The organism is Pseudomonas sp. 8209 (genome assembly GCF_028682105.1).
GTDB lineage: Bacteria > Pseudomonadota > Gammaproteobacteria > Pseudomonadales > Pseudomonadaceae > Aquipseudomonas > Aquipseudomonas palmensis.
This window is the reverse complement of the sequence record NZ_JANIAH010000001.1, coordinates 473,618-490,217: the sequence shown is the minus strand read 5'-3', so window position 1 is coordinate 490,217 and position 16,600 is coordinate 473,618. Positions and strand designations below refer to the sequence as shown.

Annotated in this window: 15 protein-coding genes; 8 read left to right on the top strand and 7 right to left on the bottom strand. The window is 66.2% G+C overall.

The annotated features are described in order from the left end of the window. Positions 1 to 165 precede the first annotated feature (165 nt). The 4 genes from NP552_RS02135 (at position 166) to NP552_RS02120 (ending at position 3,956) form a co-directional block, all read left to right on the top strand. The gene (locus tag NP552_RS02135) at positions 166 to 1,197 is read left to right on the top strand and encodes an ABC transporter substrate-binding protein (protein ID WP_043861358.1); all 1,032 of its coding nucleotides are present in this window, start codon (positions 166 to 168) and stop codon (positions 1,195 to 1,197) included. Beyond that, positions 1,194 to 2,600 (top strand): NAD(P)/FAD-dependent oxidoreductase, encoded by a 1,407-nt coding sequence (locus NP552_RS02130; protein WP_054914599.1) that lies wholly within the window; start codon positions 1,194 to 1,196, stop codon positions 2,598 to 2,600. Before NP552_RS02135 ends, NP552_RS02130 begins: the two co-directional genes overlap by 4 nt. 9 nt (positions 2,601 to 2,609) lie before the next feature. Further along, positions 2,610 to 2,957: a cupin domain-containing protein gene (locus NP552_RS02125; protein WP_043861356.1), complete on the top strand. Its 348-nt coding sequence runs from the start codon at positions 2,610 to 2,612 to the stop codon at positions 2,955 to 2,957. Positions 2,958 to 3,062: 105 nt separating this feature from the next. Beyond that, the gene (locus tag NP552_RS02120) at positions 3,063 to 3,956 is read left to right on the top strand and encodes an AraC family transcriptional regulator (RefSeq protein WP_054914598.1); all 894 of its coding nucleotides are present in this window, start codon (positions 3,063 to 3,065) and stop codon (positions 3,954 to 3,956) included. Between the two features lie 65 nt (positions 3,957 to 4,021). On the opposite strand, the gene NP552_RS02115 is transcribed toward NP552_RS02120, so the two are convergent. After that, the gene (locus tag NP552_RS02115) at positions 4,022 to 4,732 is read right to left on the bottom strand and encodes a hypothetical protein (RefSeq protein ID WP_054914597.1); all 711 of its coding nucleotides are present in this window, start codon (positions 4,730 to 4,732) and stop codon (positions 4,022 to 4,024) included. 44 nt (positions 4,733 to 4,776) lie between these two features. Continuing rightward, complete coding sequence (gene thpR, locus NP552_RS02110; protein WP_043861354.1) at positions 4,777 to 5,319, bottom strand: RNA 2',3'-cyclic phosphodiesterase; 543 nt, start codon at positions 5,317 to 5,319, stop codon at positions 4,777 to 4,779. A gap of 125 nt (positions 5,320 to 5,444) precedes the next feature. Between thpR and NP552_RS02105 the strand changes: the two genes are divergently transcribed. Next, positions 5,445 to 6,467: a hypothetical protein gene (locus NP552_RS02105; RefSeq protein WP_054914596.1), complete on the top strand. Its 1,023-nt coding sequence runs from the start codon at positions 5,445 to 5,447 to the stop codon at positions 6,465 to 6,467. 9 nt (positions 6,468 to 6,476) lie between these two features. On the opposite strand, the gene NP552_RS02100 is transcribed toward NP552_RS02105, so the two are convergent. Continuing rightward, positions 6,477 to 7,550, bottom strand: coding sequence for an NAD(P)-dependent alcohol dehydrogenase (locus NP552_RS02100; protein ID WP_043861352.1), 1,074 nt, complete (start codon positions 7,548 to 7,550; stop codon positions 6,477 to 6,479). Between the two features lie 319 nt (positions 7,551 to 7,869). Here NP552_RS02100 and NP552_RS02095 point away from each other — a divergent pair, with 319 nt between their 5' ends. Together NP552_RS02095 and NP552_RS02090 are read left to right on the top strand one after the other, a co-directional pair. Then, positions 7,870 to 8,199, top strand: coding sequence for a hypothetical protein (locus NP552_RS02095; protein WP_043861351.1), 330 nt, complete (start codon positions 7,870 to 7,872; stop codon positions 8,197 to 8,199). Positions 8,200 to 8,233: 34 nt separating this feature from the next. Then, positions 8,234 to 9,856 (top strand): ankyrin repeat domain-containing protein, encoded by a 1,623-nt coding sequence (locus NP552_RS02090; RefSeq protein ID WP_146095009.1) that lies wholly within the window; start codon positions 8,234 to 8,236, stop codon positions 9,854 to 9,856. Positions 9,857 to 9,923: 67 nt separating this feature from the next. Here NP552_RS02090 and NP552_RS02085 read toward each other — a convergent pair whose 3' ends face one another. The 4 genes from NP552_RS02085 to araD1 all read right to left on the bottom strand — a co-directional run bounded on the left by NP552_RS02085 (position 9,924) and on the right by araD1 (position 15,507). Beyond that, on the bottom strand, positions 9,924 to 11,510 hold the full coding sequence (locus tag NP552_RS02085; protein ID WP_274096347.1) for an aldehyde dehydrogenase (NADP(+)): 1,587 nt from the start codon (positions 11,508 to 11,510) through the stop codon (positions 9,924 to 9,926). A 31-nt stretch (positions 11,511 to 11,541) separates the two neighbouring features. Next, positions 11,542 to 13,098, bottom strand: a complete 1,557-nt coding sequence (locus NP552_RS02080) for a UxaA family hydrolase (RefSeq protein ID WP_274096346.1) — start codon at positions 13,096 to 13,098, stop codon at positions 11,542 to 11,544. Positions 13,099 to 13,128: 30 nt separating this feature from the next. Next, positions 13,129 to 14,445: an MFS transporter gene (locus NP552_RS02075; protein WP_371917302.1), complete on the bottom strand. Its 1,317-nt coding sequence runs from the start codon at positions 14,443 to 14,445 to the stop codon at positions 13,129 to 13,131. A 63-nt stretch (positions 14,446 to 14,508) separates the two neighbouring features. Then, entirely contained in the window at positions 14,509 to 15,507 is a 999-nt protein-coding gene (gene araD1, locus NP552_RS02070) for an AraD1 family protein (protein ID WP_054914591.1), read from the bottom strand. Between the two features lie 112 nt (positions 15,508 to 15,619). On the opposite strand from araD1, the gene NP552_RS02065 reads away from it, so the two are divergent. After that, a complete protein-coding gene (locus NP552_RS02065) occupies positions 15,620 to 16,537 on the top strand; it encodes a LysR family transcriptional regulator (protein ID WP_043861345.1) in 918 nt (305 codons plus the stop codon). The last annotated feature ends 63 nt before the right edge of the window (positions 16,538 to 16,600 follow it).

Below are 16,600 nucleotides of genomic sequence, written 5' to 3'. Positions count from 1 at the left end.
CGGGGCAGGGTGACGGCCAGTGTAACCGGGCATGGCACGCCTTTGAACGGCTTTGTACGAACGTATGAAGGTGCGCGGCTGAATCTTGTTTGCGTCTGATTGTGGCGACCCGGCTGCGGCTCGACACTTGGCCTACTGAGCCATCCCGACCCGGAGAACATAACAATGCACAAGAATCTGGCCTTTTCGCTCACCCTGATCGCTGCCGCTGCGTGCAGCACATCGGCGCTGGCCGACCTCACCGTGGTGTCCCACGGCGGGGCCAACAAGGCCGCACAGGTGGCGGCCTTCTATGACACCTACCAGGCACAGACCGGCACCCGCATCGTGGCCGGCGAGTTCAATGGCGAGATGGCCAAGGTCAAGGTGATGGTCGATACCGGCAGCGTCTCGTGGGACGTGGTCGAGATGGAGATGCCCGAGCTGGCACGCGCCTGTGAAGAAGGCCTGCTCGAAGAGTTCGCCCCGGACCCGGCCGTGGCCGCGCAACTGCTGCCCGGTGCGGTACAGCCGTGCGGCGTGGGCTTTTTCGTGTGGTCGACGGTGATCGCCTACAACGCCGACAAGCTCAAGGTGGCCCCCACCAGCTGGGACGACTTCTGGAACCTGGAGAAATTCCCCGGCAAGCGCGGGCTGCGCAAGGGCGCCATGTATACCCTGGAATTCGCCCTGCTGGCCGACGGCGTGCCGGCGGCCGATGTCTACACCCTGCTGGCCACCCGTGAAGGCCAGGACCGCGCCTTCGCCAAGCTCGACCAGATCAAGTCGAGCATCCAGTGGTGGGAGGCCGGCGCCCAGCCGCCGCAATACCTGGCCTCGGGCGACGTGGTGATGAGCTCGGCCTACAGCGGCCGGATCAGCGCGGTGCAGAGCCAGACCCCGCTGCGCATCGTGTGGAATGGCGGCATCTATGACATGGACGCCTGGGCCATTCCGCGTGGGGCCAAGAAGCGCGACGAAGCACTGAAGTTCATCAACCACACCCTCAAGGCCGAGCAGCAGAAGGGCTACGCCGAACAGATCGCCTACGGGCCGGTCAACCGCGAGGCCTTGGGCCTGCTGAGCGAGCAGCGGGTCAGCGAGCTGCCCACCGGCAGCCCCAACCTGCAAGGCCAGTTGCCGATGAACGCAAGCTTCTGGGCCGACCACGGCGAACTGCTCGAACAGCGCTTCAACGCCTGGGCGGCACGCTCATGAAACTGACCCCCAGCGCACCGCTCAAACGCAGCTACTGGCTGGAAAGCGCCGAGCCCAGCCTCAAACCCGGCCCGGCGCTGCAGGGTGAGCACGACGCCGATGTGGTGATCGTCGGTGGCGGCTTCGTCGGCCTGTGGACCGCCCTGACCCTCAAGGAGCATGAGCCGGATATCCGCGTGATGGTGCTGGAACAGGACGTGTGCGGCGGGGGCGCCTCGGGGCGCAACGGCGGCTTCGTGATGTCGTGGTGGCCCAAGGTGGGCACCCTGGCGAGCTTCTGCACCCCGGAGCAGGCGCTGTTTCTGGGGCACAGCGCCGAGCGCGCGATCAGCGAGCTGGGCGAGTTCTGCCAGCAGCACCAGATCGACGCGCACTTTCGCCAGAAGGGCTGGCTGTGGACGGCCACCAGCCCCGCGCACATCGACACCTGGAACGCCACGCTGGCCGCCTGTGCCCGCCTTGGGGTAACGCCGTTCGAGCGGGTGCCGGCTGCCGAGGTGGCGCGCCGTTGTGGCTCGAAGGTGCACCTGGCCGGCGTGTTCGAGCGCAGCAACGCCACCGTGCAACCCGGCGCCCTGGTGCGCGGCATGCGCCGGGTGGCGCTGGAGGCGGGGGTGGTGATTGCCGAGGGTACTGCGGTCAGCGATATCCAGCCCGGCACACCGGTGCAGGTGCTGACCCCGCAGGCGCGCATCCGTGCCGGCTCGGTGGTGCTGGCCACCAATGCCTGGGCGGCTGCCTTGCCGCAACTGGCGCGCCTGATCACCCCGGTCAACAGTTCCATCGTGCTCACCGAGCCGGTGGCGACCCGCCTGGAACAGATGGGCTGGACCGGCGCCGAGTCGATCACCGATTCGCAACTGATGGTCGACTACTACCGCACCACCGTGGATGGCCGTATCGCCTTCGGCAAGGGCACCGGGGCGATAGCCTACGGCGGCAGGATCGGGCCGGTGTTCAGCCACGACCCGGGCAGCATCGCGCTGACCGAGGCCGACCTGCGCCGTACCTACCCGATGCTCGATGACGTGCGCATCACCCATACCTGGTCGGGGCCCATCGACCGCACCTACGACAGCCTGCCGACCTTCGGCGGCCTGGGCGAGCAGGGCAACATCCACTACGGCATCGGCTGGAGCGGCAACGGCGTGGGCCCCAGCCGCCTGGGCGGGCGCATCCTGGCCAGCCTGGCCCTGGGGCGCAAGGATGCCTGGAGCACCTGTGCGCTGGTGGGGCGCAACTGCAAGGCCTTCCCGCCGGAGCCGCTGCGTTATGTGGGCGGTTCGCTGGTGCGCAACGCCGTGATACGCAAGGAGCGCGCCGAAATGGCCGGCCACACCGCCGGCCGTCTCGATTGCATGCTGGCCCGCCTGGCCCCGGCCGGGCTTGAAGACAAATCCTGAGGACTGCACATGAACCCTGTACTGATTCACCTTGAAGACGACACGGCCTTCGGCCCCAGCGCGGCAGTCGGCGCCCCCCTGGGCGAGCCGGTAGCCATGGCGCGTACCGCGTTGCACCAGGAGCTGGCCGGGCAGGGCGCCAGCACCGGCTTGTGGGAATGCACGCCGGGGCGCTTCCGGCGCCAGGTGGTGCAGGCCGAGTACAGCTACATCATCAGCGGCGAGGGCAGCTTCACCCCCGAGGGTGGCGAACCTATCCCGTTCGGTGCCGGCGATGCGCTGTACTTTGCCGCCAACAGCCAGGGCACCTGGGACGTGCGCCAGACGGTACGCAAGACCTACCTGATCCTGGGTTAATGCTCCGATAGTCATGCCTGATCCTCCGGGATCGGGCGTGCGGTAGTGGCGGTGGGCAGCGAATCTGCGATGATGCGCGTGTCTGATCCTCTGATGCGGTACCCCATGCAGCTCACCTGCCACGCCGATGCCAATGCCACGCTTTGCGCCCTGATCCAACCCCTTGCCACCCGCCCGGGCCCGGTCGACACCCACCTGCCGCAGGTGCAGGTGTTGTCCTGGAGCCACTACGTGGCGAGCAGCCCGCAGATCTACGAACCGAGCCTGATGATCCTGGCCCAGGGCAGCAAACTGGCCCGGCTGGGGCCGCGCACCCTGGAATATGGGGCTGGCCACTACCTGGTGCAGGCACTGTCGGTGCCGTTCATGTGCGAAACCTTCGCCACCGAAGATGAACCCCTGCTGGGCGTGTCGGTGGCGATCGACCGCACGGTGCTGAGCGAACTGGTGCAGAGCATGGGGCTGGGGGCTGGCCAGGTGGTGGCGGCGCAGACGCCCGAGTCCATGACATCAGCGGCGCTGGATGCGCCGATGCGCGAAAGCGTGGAGCGGCTGCTGCGATGCCTGCACGACCCGCTGGAAAGCCGGGTGATGGGGGCGGCGCGAGTGCGCGAGGTGTTGTACGTGGCCTTGCGCGGGCCGCAGGCCGGGGTGCTGCGGGCGCTGGTGGAGCAGCAGGGGCATTTTGCGCGCATCGCTGCAGCCCTCAGCCATTTGCGCGAGCATTACGCCGAGCCGTTGAGCGTGGAGGCGTTGGCGGGGCGGGCGAACATGAGTACCTCGACGTTTCATGAGCACTTCAAGCGCTGCACGTTGCTGTCGCCGATCCAGTACCTCAAGCGGTTGCGTTTGCTCAAGGCGCAGCAGATGTTGATAGGCGAGGGGTTGGGTGTGGCGCAGGTGGCGCATCGGGTGGGGTATCAGAGCACGTCGCAGTTCAGCCGCGAGTACAAGCGGCATTTCGAGCGCAGCCCGGGGCGGGAGCAGGCTTATCTCTAGGGAGGCGAGCGCGTGGCGCTCGTTCGCCGGCAAGGCCGGCTCCTACAATAGAGGTGGGCCACTCCTCATTCGGTGTAGTAGTAGCTCTTCAAGAACCGGAACTCATGCGCCTGCGCCTCGCACCACTGGGCAAACCCCACCGCCCGATCACCCGCCTGATACTGCGCCCAGGCCTCGAGCATTTCACGCAGGCTGCACACTTCACCATCAATGTAACTGCGGGTCGTCTCGGCCTCGATCAACCGCGCCAGCGCACTGGCACGCGCAAGCTTCGTCGCCGCAACGGTAACGTCACCCAGAAACACCGACTCATGCAGGTGATGAACCATGAAATCAACCTCGCCCAGCTCATCCAGCGCCAACTGCCGCAACGCCACCTGATCCTGCGGGTCGTGCGCCAGTGCCGCCTGGAGCCACGCCGACTCGCCCGTCAGCTTGCCCATCCAGCGATAAGGCTCGGCCAACGCCGGGCCCTCGTCGCACCAGGCTCGCAGCACCTGCCTGAGGTAGCGGGTCAAGGCATGCGACAACAACTGATGCGCGCCACTGTTGCTGAAGGCAAGGTCGGCAATCTCGCAGACAATCGCCCGCTGCTGGCCCACCTCCCGCTGACGCGCACCGTCGAGAAACTCGTCCAGCGCCTTGAGCGCCGGCTTTTTCAGGCCCTGTTCGCGCAGCAGGCAATACCGCGAGAAACCGGCAAAGCCTTCACGGGAGGCATAGACCTCGCCAATGCGCCTGAGGCCTTCGAAATTGTCCTTGTTCCAGTAATACATGCTCTTCCTTGCCAGTCAGCGCCGACACCACGGTCGGCAGGGGTTCACGCCAGCGGCCACTGCGCTATCGGCTTGTAGCGGCCGCCACTGGACTCGAACAACACGAAATCGTCGATGTTCAATCTGAACGCCGGTGGCTCCGGCGTCTCCGGTACATCACCCGGGTAGTCGCGCACCAGCGTCAGGTGCGCACGAAACTCACGCACGCTGTCTTCCACGCCCAGCGGCAGCAACGCCTGCTGCAGGGCATACACCCATTGACGCAAGGCCACCGGCGTCTGCGTGGGCTCCAGCACCAGTGCATCGGCGCGGTGCCATGCGACCAGCCGGTCCAGCTCCAGGCGCAGCGGGCCTTCGGGGCGCGGCACCGCCGCCATGGCGTCGCACAGCGCAGGCAGGCGCGAGACGCCGACTTCCCCAAGGAACATCAGCGTCAGGTGAAAATTGGCCGCAGGCACCGGACGACCACGGGTGATCCCCAGTGTGCTGCGCCATTTGCCGATGGCCCGGCATTGCTGCTCGGTACAGGGCAGGGCGATGAACAGGCGCTTGAACGGCTCGCCCGGGGTTCGCAGTTCACCTCGCATGGAAGCTCCCTTGAATGTGTGCAGGTGCCGACAGGGTACCGAGCAGCGCCGACCAAGGCCAGCCGTGGTTCCCGTGCCGCTCGCTATACTCCAGGCAAGCGCTTCACTGCACCGGGGGGCCGACCTTGAACCAGCGCATCCTGCTCGCCCTGTGCACCCTTGCACTGTTGCTGGCCATCGGCGGTTGCGCCCGGTCCCGGCCGACACCAGCGCCGCAACCCCCGGTGGTGCTGTCCCAGGCCGCCTGGCAACGTGTCGATTGGGACATCATCGATGCCTCCGAGGGCGCCAGCCGTTCCGCCCAGGACTATGCGCGACGCTCCATGAAGGTATGGAAAGACGCAGTGCACGCGCGTACCGAGGCGGACTTCATTCCGTGGTTCACCGGCTACTGGACCCAGCAGTGGCTGACCCTCAAGGTGGCCTGGTACAAGGTCAGCAAGAACCAGCAGACCGCGCCCGGCGAGGACCGCCTGGCGCTCTACCTGCAGGAGCAGTACCGCGAACGGGTGCTGGAGCCGGTGGCCAGGGAAATCAACCCGCAGCTGATCCGCGAGCGCGCCACCCAACTGTACGTGCAACTGCTCGGCCAGCAGCTGCAAGGTATCGGCCAGCGCTACCGCGCCGCCCCCGACCAGTTCGCCCTGCACCTGAACCGCATTCCCGCCATCGCCCTCGGCCCGCCGGCCGCACGCGACGCCTCGGTGCATCAGCTGATCACGGCCCAGCCACTGCTGAGCCTGCCGGCCTACCTGGCGTTGAACGAGCAGATCCAGAAGGCTGCGGTGGCGGCAGGCCAGGCGCCGTCCGACACGGGCCTGTCGTCGGTGGCCAAGCGCGCCAGCGCCCAGCTCGAAGCAACGCTGGTGCCGCGCGGCGCGGCCAGCGCGGTGGCGGCTGCGGTGGGCAAGGCGGTGGGGGCGCTGATCTCGGTGGCCTCGGCGGGCATCGGCGCGATGATGCACGAAAGCGAGCGCCCGGCCATGGTCGAGCAGCTGCGGGTAATCCTCAATGTGGCGCTCAACGAGGAATGGCAGGGCCTGATGCAGAACCCCGCCACCGGGGTGATGGCGGGGGTCAATGCGCTGTCGGGGCAGATCCGCGACAGCCTGGTGCTCAGCAGCGGCTTGCCGGCGATGCAGCCCTGATGGCGGTGCTCATGGAGTGATCGCGACTTTCATCACGCCGTCGCGCTGGTGCGCGAACAGTTCGTAGGCCGCCTCGATGTCGTCGAGCTTGTAGCGGTGGGTCACCAGCGGCTTGAGGTCGACGCTGCCGCTGGCCACCACCTCCATCAGGCGGCGCATGCGCTCCTTGCCGCCGGGGCACAGGGTGCTGACGATGCTGTAGTCGCCAAGCCCGGCGCCAAAGGCCGACAGCGGAATGGTCAGGTCGGAGGAATACACCCCCAGGCTCGACAGCGTGCCGCCCGGGCGCAGGATGCGCAGCGCCGACTCGAAGGTCGACTGGGTGCCCAGCGCCTCGATGCTCACGTCTACGCCACGGCCGTGGGTGAGGGCCATGATCTGGTCCACCACGTTGCCCTGCTTGAAGTCCACCACATGGGTGGCGCCCAGCTGGCGGGCTACCGAAAGACGCGCGGGCACGGTGTCGACGCCGATGATGGTGGTGGCGCCCATCAGCTTGGCCCCGGCCACCGCGCACAGGCCGATCGGCCCCAGGGCGAACACTGCCACCGTGTCGCCGATACGCACGCCGCCGCGCTCGGCCCCGGAGAACCCGGTAGACATGATGTCGGGGCACATCAGTACCTGTTCGTCACTCAGCCCGTCCGGGATCGGCGAGAGGTTGGCCATGGCGTCCGGCACCAGCACGTATTCGGCCTGGCAGCCGTCGATGGTGTTGCCGAACTTCCAGCCGCCGGCCGGCTTGAAACCGTGCGGCGTGCCGGGGCCGTCCTGGGACGAACAGCCACACAGGCAGGCATAGCTGTGGCCGCTGGGGGTGATGGCGCCGGCGATGACGCGCTGGCCCTCGGTGAAGCCCTTAACCTGGGCGCCGAGCTTTTCGATGATGCCGACCGGTTCATGGCCGATGGTCAGGCCCTTTTCCACCGGGTACTCGCCGCGCAGGATATGCACGTCGGTGCCGCACAGGGTGGTGGTGGTGATGCGGATCAGGGCGTCCGAGGGGCCGACCTCGGGGATCGGTTTTTCATCGAGCACGATGCGGTTCTTTTCGACAAAGATTGCAGCTTTCATGCGGGCCATGGTCGTTTCTCCTCAAGGGGGTACACGCGCAACTTCATGGGGCAGGGTGCACCTGCACGGGCGGCGGGCTGTTGATCCGGGTCAAGCTGATGAGCATAGGCCATGGCGGGGCTCATCTGCGTAGCAAACAAATCACCGGGTTCCCAGGCTATTTTCATAATCTTTTGTTTTAAAACAGATAGTTAGGTAAATAATCTAAAGTTGTTTATGAAGTGAACTTAAATTGTAGGACAGGGTCATAGGTTGCTCATGCTGGCAGGTTGATATGAAAGTGCCAGCGTGCAACCCACAAGACAGATACGTGCTAAGGACTCGGTTAATGAAAATCATCAAGACGCTGGTGCTCACCTCGCTGTTCGCCGCCCTGGCCGGCTGCGGCAGCGATGCCATCGAAGGCAAGTTCAACGTGCAGGCCAGCGTGATGGGCTTCAAGAGCAACGTGGGTACCGCAGAGCTGGACGAGGACTACATCACCCTGCTGGGCGACAAGTACGAGATCGACGAGTGGAAGCGTGACGGTGACACCGTCGTCGCCCGCGACAAGAACGGCACCGCGGTGATGAACGCGCGCGTCGAAGACAACGGCAACCGCCTGGTGGTGCTGGACGGCGGTGAGCTGGTCAGCATGACCCTGACCCGCATCAAGTAACTCCCCACGCCACATTCAACTCCAAGGACGTTCTGTGAAAAAAGTACTGGCTGTATCAGGCATTGCCGCGTTGCTGGCTGGCTGCGGGTCGAGTTACCAGTGGGACGAGGTCACCACCTCCAAGGGCAGCAAGGGCAAGCCCACTGCCATCTATGTGGACAAGAAGACCAAGGAGCCGGTGTCCGGCACCATCATCTGGAAGGAAGGCGACACGCTGATCTCCGAGTTCAAGGTCAAGAACGGCAAGGTCCAGGGCGACTGGGTTACCCACAATGCCGACGGCTCGGTGGCCATCGAGGCGCAACTCGATGACGGCCAGCTGACCGGCACCACGACCGTGTATTGCAGCGGCGGCGAGAAAAAGCCGCAGCAGCGCATCGTCATCGCCGGCAAGAAGCAGACCGATAGCCAGTTCGACTGCGCCAGCGGCCTGCAGACCCGCGAACAGGTCACGGTGCACGAAGAGGGCAGCAAGCAGAACGGTCGCACCCTGGCCCAATCGGCCTGGCGCGTGGTCAATGGCGAGCAGGTGCCGGCCGTGGTCGCCAACTATGACAAGGACGGCAGCGGCCAGCTCGATGGCGTGCAGGAAACCTTCTACCCGACCGGCCAGGTGCAGGAGCGCAAGCACTACAACCAGGGCAAGCTGGAGGGCCTGCAGGAGGAGTTCGTGCTGCTCGACGACGGCACCTACCGTCTGCGTAAGGTCACTGCCTACAAGGATGGCCAGCGCGATGGCGATTCGATCCAGTACTTCGCCTCGCCCGACTGGCCGGAAAAGACCGTCGAAAAACGCGAAACCTACGCGGCGGGGCAGGACACCGGCAAGACCGTGATCTACCGCGAGCTGGATGTACAGGTGCTGGTGCCGTACCAGGACGTGCCGCCCAACCACTACAAGCTCAAGGAAGCGCTGGCCGGCAAGTCTACCCGTGACGGCTACGTGGCCGATGTGGAGTCGCTCAAGTACCTGCTGCAGGCCTCTGACATCGACCTGAACAAGCCGCTGGTCGCCGAAGCCGAGCTGCCGGTCCACTATGTGGCCGAGAATGCCTACGACATGCTGGTGAGCCTGGGCGCCGACCCGCTCAAGACCACCGCAGAGGGCAATACCCGGCTGATGATGTGCCTGAAGAACGCGTGGCGCGATTGCTCGGACGCGCACTTCGACCAGCTGCTGGCCTTGTCCAATGCCAAGACGGCCAACCTGTTCGGCAACACGCCGCTGCACGAGCTGTGCAAGAGCAACAGCCTGACCAAGGAGCGCCCGGAACTGGGCCAGCGCCTGATCGCCAGCCAGGACATCAACGCGGTGAACTACGCGGGCCAGACTGCCTTGCACTACTGCATCACGCAGCGTGACAAGACCGTGGCCAATGCGCTGATCGCGGCCGGTGCCGATCTGGACAAGGCGGACTATTCGGGCGTTACCCCGGTGCAACTGGTGTTCCTGCGCGACCCGCGCCTGGGCCGTCAGAAGCAGGTGAGCTGGGACGCGGCGCGTATCCAGTACGTGGGCGGGCTGCTGGGCAAGTCCACGTTCAACTTCGAAGCGCCGTTCCCGGGCTTCGACAAGAGCCTGAAGCAGCTGATGATCGAAGCCAGCGATGCGCAGAGCGCAATGCTGGTTGACAGCCTGGCTGCCAACAAGGGTTGACCCCAGTCGCCGGGAAGGCTGGCCCCTGCAGGTGCAGGAGCCGGCCTTGCCGGCGAAGGCGCCCGCATCAGGCGCCGACAGCCTCGCGGCTCATGACGCCATCGACCAGCCGCTGGATTCCCAGCGGATTGGCATTCTGCAACGCTTCGGGCAGCAGTGCATCGGGGTAGTTCTGCAAGCACACCGGGCGCAGGAACCGGTCGATCGCCAGTGAACCCACCGAGGTGCCCCGGGCATCGGACGTGGCCGGGTACGGTCCGCCATGCACCATCGCATCGCACACCTCGACCCCCGTCGGATAGCCATTGAGCAGAACCCGCCCGACCTTTTCCACCAGCAACTCACCCAGCCAGCGGTATTCGAGCAACTCGGCCTGCTCGCCGATCAGGGTGGCGGTCAGTTGTCCGCGCAGCCCTTGCAATGCCAGCGCCAGCTGCGCATCGTCTTCTACCTCGATAACGACGGTGGCTGGGCCGAACACTTCTTCCTGAAGAAAATCATCACCTTGCAGCAACAAGTTAACATCGGCCTTGAACAGCTGGGGTTGCGCCTGGCGCCCGTTCTGCGCGGCCCCTGCCAGGTGCGTGAGGCCAGGATGGCGGTGCAGGTGCTCCAGCCCCTTGGCATAACTGGCCAGTGCCCCGGCATTGAGCATGGTCTGTGCAGGCTGTTCGGCCATCTGTGCGACGAAGGCGTGCACAAAGTCACTGAACGCCGGCGAGCGCACGCCGATGATCAGGCCGGGGTTGGTGCAGAACTGCCCGCAGCCCAGGGTCACCGAACCGGTCAGCTCGCGGGCGATGGCCGCCCCACGCACCTGTAGCGCCTGTGGCAGCAGGATGACGGGGTTGATGCTCGACATCTCGGCGAACACCGGGATCGGCTGCGGGCGCTCGGCGGCCATTTTGCACAGGGCGTTGCCGCCCTTGAGCGAGCCGGTGAAGCCCACCGCCTGGATCGCCGGGTGGCGCACCAGCCATTCCCCCACGCCTGCGCCATAGATCATGTTGAATACCCCCGCCGGCATGCCGGTGCGCTGTGCAGCGCGCAGGATCGCATCGGCCACCCATTCGGCGGTGGCCATGTGCCCGCTGTGAGCCTTGAACACTACCGGGCAGCCGGCGGCCAGCGCCGAGGCGGTATCGCCGCCGGCCGTGGAGAAGGCCAGCGGAAAGTTGCTGGCGCCGAACACCGCCACCGGCCCCAGGCCGATACGGTACTGGCGCAGGTCCGGGCGCGGCAGTGGCTGGCGCTCGGGCAGCGCGCGGTCGATGCGAGCCCCGTGGAAGTCGCCACGGCGCAGCACGTTGGCGAACAGGCGCAGCTGCCCGCTGGTGCGCCCGCGTTCGCCCTGGATGCGTGCAGCGGGCAGGGCGGTTTCGCGGCATACCGTGGCGATGAAGTCATCGCCCAGGCCGTCCAGCTCGTCGGCGATGGCATCAAGAAATTCGGCGCGCCGCGTCGCAGGCAGCGTACGGAACTGCGGGTAGGCGCTGGCGGCAGCCTTGGCGGCGGCGTCCACTTCTTCGGCAGTGGCCTGGATGAAGGTGCACGCCAGCGCTTGGCCGGTGCTCGCATCCAGGCTCTGCAATACGGTGGTGCCGGCAGCGCTGCGCTGGCCGGCGATGTAGTTGTGGCCGAGAACAGAGGTCATTGCGGGGTCCTTGTCGGTTGAGGGCAGGGGCTCAGGTGATGGCGCCGATCTGCCAGGGCACGAATTCGTTCTGGCCGTAGCCATGTTGTTCGCTCTTGCTGCGCTCGCCCGAGGCAATGCGCAGCATCAGGCGGTAGATGTGTTCGCCGCGTTCCTCGATGGTGGTGCTGGCGTCGGCGATGCCGCCGCAGTTCACGTCCATGTCGTCTTCCTGGGTTTCCCACAGGCGGGTGTTGGTGGCCAGCTTGATCGAGGGCGACGGTGCGCAGCCGTAGGCCGAACCGCGCCCGGTGGTGAAAGCGATCAGGTTGGCGCCGCCGGCGACCTGGCCGGTGGCCGAGATCGGGTCGTAGCCGGGGGTGTCCATGAACACCAGGCCGTGGGCACGCACCGGTTCGGCGTATTCGTAGACGTCCATCAGGTCGCTGGAGCCGGCCTTGGCCACGGCGCCCAGGGATTTTTCGAGAATGGTGGTGAGCCCGCCGGCCTTGTTGCCGGCCGAGGGGTTGTTGTTCAGTTCGGCGCCCATGCGCTCGCAGTAGGCTTCCCACCAGTGGATGCGCGCGATCAGCTTTTCGCCCACTTCGCGGCTGACCGCACGGCGCGTGAGCAGGTGCTCGGCGCCGTAGATTTCCGGGGTTTCGGACAGTATCGCGGTGCCACCGGCCGCCACCAGGCGATCCACCGCATTGCCCAGTGCCGGGTTGGCGGTGATGCCCGAATAGCCGTCGGAGCCGCCACATTGCAGGCCGACGGTCAGGTGCCTGACGCTGACCGGCTCGCGACGCACCTGATCGGCTTCGGCCAGCAGCGACTTGACCTGGGCGATGCCGCTGGCAATGGTGCGCGTGGTGCCGCCGGTGCCCTGGATGGTGAAGGTGCGCAGGGTGTGGCTGCTGTTCAGGCCCTGGGCGGCCAGCAGGTCGGGGATCTGGTTGGTCTCGCAGCCCAGGCCGATCATCAGCACCGAGGCGAAGTTGGCATGCAGCGCGTACCCGCCCAGGGTGCGCTGCAGCATCGCCAGCGCCTCGCCGCCGGGGTCGACCGCGCAGCCCACGCCGTGGGTCAGGGCCACCACGCCGTCCACGTTGGGGTAGGGCGCGAGCGCCTCGGGGTGGATGTCGCGGCGAAAATGGTCGGCGATGGCGCGTGCCACGGTGGCCGAGCAGTTCACCGAGGTGAGGATGCCGATGTAGTTGCGCGTGGCCACCCGGCCGTCGGCGCGCACGATGCCCATGAAGGTATCGTCGGTGGTGGCCGGTGTGCCCCTGGCGTCCACGCCGAAGGCGTAGTCGCGGGCAAAGTCGCCCATGGCCAGGTTGTGCACGTGCACATGCTCGCCGGCGGCGATGGGCTGGCTGGCAAAGCCGATGATCTGCCCGTAGCGGCGCAGCGGCTGGCCGGGGGCGATGGCGCGCACCGCCACCTTGTGCCCGGCCGGGATGGCCTGCAGCACCTCGATGTGCTCGGCCTGCAGGTGCAGGCCCTTGGGCAGGGGCTGGCGGGCGATCAGCACGTCGTCCAGCGGGTTGAGGCGGATCACGGCATTGGCGGCGCTGTCGCTGCCTGTTGTTGTAATGAGTTGCATCTCAGTCATCTCCAGAGGCGTGGGCCGGGCTTACGCCAGGCCGCGCTCGCGATAGTCGATCAGGCCGGAGAACAGCATCAGGCCGAAGGCCATGACCACGAAGAAGATCAGGGCCAGGAAGTAGGAGCCGGTGAACTGCACGATCAGGCCGATCAGGATCGGCACCAGTACGCCGACCATGTTGCCGCAGAAGTTCATGCTGCCGCCCAGGATGCCGGCCTTGGACTTGCCGCCCAGGATCGCCGGCAGGCACCAGTACATGCCGCACCAACGGATGAAGAACAGCGCGACGCACAGCAGGGCGATGACCCGCGCGGCATCCGGGGTGTAGGCCACCAGCAGGATGCACAGGGCAGCCACGGCGGCGGAGCCTGCGAACATGCTGCGCATCACGGTGTTGGGCTGGCCGCCGCTGGCTTTCCACTTGTCGGCGATCCAGCCGCCGATCAGCTCGCCGACGAAGCCGCACATGAAGATCAGGAAGGTGGCGCCGCCCATGGCCTTGATGTCCAGGTTGTGGGCCTGGTGCAGGTAGCTCGGCATCCAGGTCAGCAGGCCGTAGAACACGCTGTTGTAGCAGGCATAGCCGGCGAACATGGCCAGTACCGAGCGGCTCTTGAGCAGCTCCTTGAGGATCGCCTTGCGCCCGTTGCCGTCGCTGGCCACCGCGTTGGCCTGGTTGATGTAGTCCAGCTCGGCGGCGTTGACCTTGGGGTGCTCGCAAGGGTGGTTGCGGATGTACCACCAGGCCCAGATGCCGACCACGATGGTGCCCACCCCGGCGATCACGAAGGCGATGCGCCAGGAGTCGAACCAGGTGATCAGGCCGGCGATGATGATCGCACCGAATGCGGTGCCCAGCGGCGCGCCGCCGTCCACCAGGGTGGCGCCACGCCCACGCTCGTTGGGGGTCAGCCAGGCGCCGTTGAGCTTGGCCCCGGCCGGCATGATCGGCGATTCGGCCACACCCAGGCCGACGCGGGTGATCAGCAGGGTGATCCAGTTGTGCGCGCCGCCGGCCAGTGCCTGGAAGGCGCCCCAGCCAATGGTGGCGGCACCGATGATGTTGCGCACCTGGAAACGGTCCAGCAGCATGCCGCTGGGGATCTGCATCAGTGCGTACGACCAGAAGAACGCGCTGAGAATCAGGCCTTCCATGGCCGGGGTCAGTTCGAATTCCGCCGAGATCAGCGGCAGCGCCACCGACAGCGAGGCGCGGTCGATGTAGTTGATCGCGGCCAGCAACAGCAGGATCAGGAAGATGCGCCAGCGCACGGTGGTGGGCCGCTGGGCATCGGTGGCAGCCAGGGCAGGTGCCGGGGCGGCCTGCAAGGAGGTGTCTTTCATGCTCATCTCACTCTTATGGTTGTTATGAAATGCCGCGGCGGCGCGCGGGGCGCCGCCTGCGGTTCAGAGCGCTTTCACCTCGCCGGGTGAGATGGCCGAAGGCGTCACGCTGATGCCATTGCGCAGCGGGGCGCCGAACTCGGGCAGGCTGATTTCGAACACGTCGCCGGGCGCGGCCTTGACCTGGTCGGCGAACGACAGGGTCGCGGTGCCGAAGAAGTGCACGTGCACATCGCCCGGACGCAGGAACTGGGTGTACTTGAAGTGGTGGTACTCCAGGTTCTCCAGCGAATGGCACATGTTGTCCTCGCCACTGAGGAATTCCTTTTCCCACAGCAGGTTATCACCGCGGTGGATACGGCTGACGCCGCCCAGGTGAGCGGGCAGCTCGCCGACCCGCAACTCGGGGCCGTAGGAGCAGTTGCGCAGCTTGGAGTGGGCCAGGTACAGGTAGTTGCGCCGCTCCATCACATGGTCGGAGAACTCGTTGCCGATGGCGAAGCCTACCCGGTAGGGCTGGCCGTCATCGCCGATCACGTACAGGCCGGCCAGCTCGGGCTCTTCGCCGCTGTCTTCGGCAAAGGCGGGGCTCTGGAACGGCTGGCCGGGGCGTACCACGATCGAGCCGTCGCCCTTGTAGAACCATTCCGGCTGCACACCGGCGGTGCCGGAGGGCGGGCGACCGCCTTCGATGCCCCACTGGAAGATGCGGGCGGTGTCGGTCAGGGCGGTGCTGTCGTCGATTTTCTGCTGGTGCATCTTGTCGCGGGTCGAGGCGCTGCCCAGGTGGGTCAGGCCGGTGCCGCTGATCAGGCAGTGGGCGGGGTCATCGTGGTCCAGCGGCGGCAGCACCCGGCAGTCGGCCAGGGCCTGGGCGTAACTGTGGGCGGTGGCGTCCAGGCCGCGGGCGAGCACTTCGTCGCACAGGCTGCGGGCGTTGCGAATCGCGGCCAGGGCCAGTTCACGCATGGTGCGGGTATTGCGTACCACCTGGATCAGGTCGCCTTCGATGACGCCGACGTGACGCGCGGCTGCAGGGGTTTCGAATTGGATCAGACGCATGCTGACTCCTGATTGTTCTTGTGGGGAGGGCTGTTGTCCGACACTTTAAATTTGCGTGGCTTTGCTGCCTAATGACAGCTGTTGACCGAGGGATAACCAAAAGTAATCACCTATGCTGCCACCCCTGACTACCATGGCTTCGCGCCTGCGCATGCGCCAGTTGCGCCTGCTGATCAGCCTCGACGAGCTGGGCTCGATCCACAAGGCCGCCCAGGCCCTGTCGATTACCCAGCCGGGCGCGACCAAGGCCCTCAATGAAATCGAATCGACCCTGGGCGCGGTGCTGTTCGAGCGCACCAGCAAGGGGCTGGAGGCCAATGACCTGGGGCGCTGCGTGGTGCGTTATGCGCGCCTGATCAATACCGACCTGGCGCACCTGCGCGAAGAGATGATCGGTATTCTGCAGGGCCACGGCGGGCGGCTGTCGGTGGGGTCGATCATGGGGGCGGTACCGATGCTGGTGGAGGGCCTGGCGCGTCTGCGCGAGAGCCAGCCGGACCTGTCGGTATCGATCGTCGAGGACACCAGCGACCGCCTGCTCAGCTTGCTCGATCAGGGCCGTCTGGATGTGGTGATCTGCCGAACCAGCGTGAGCCCGCGACCGGGCGCCTATGTGAGCCGGGCCAGGCATCAGGAGCAATTGGTGGTGGTGGCCAATCTGCAGCACCCGCTGGTGGGGTGTGCCGAGTTGAGGCTCGAGGCGTTGGCCGATTCACGCTGGGTGGTGTTCCCGGTGAACATGCCGATGCGCTTGACGCTGGAGCGTGAATTTCGTGAGGCGGGTTTGAGCTTTCCGCTGTATCCCATTGAAACTTCATCAACTTTTACCACGCTCACGTTGCTGTTGCAGGACCGTGGGCTGGTGGCGGTGATGCCGTGGGACTCGGCCAGGATCGCGCTCGAGCATGGGATGCTGGCGCAACTGCCGCTGGAATTGAACTCGCGCAGCGAGCCCTATGAGGTGGTCACGCGCAAGGGGGTGGAACTGCCGGTGCCGGCGCAGTTGCTGATCGAGGCGCTGGGGGTGTGAGGTGACAGGCCGGGCCCGTCGCCGGCAAGGCCGGCTCCTGCGGCAGGAGCCGGCCTTGCCGGC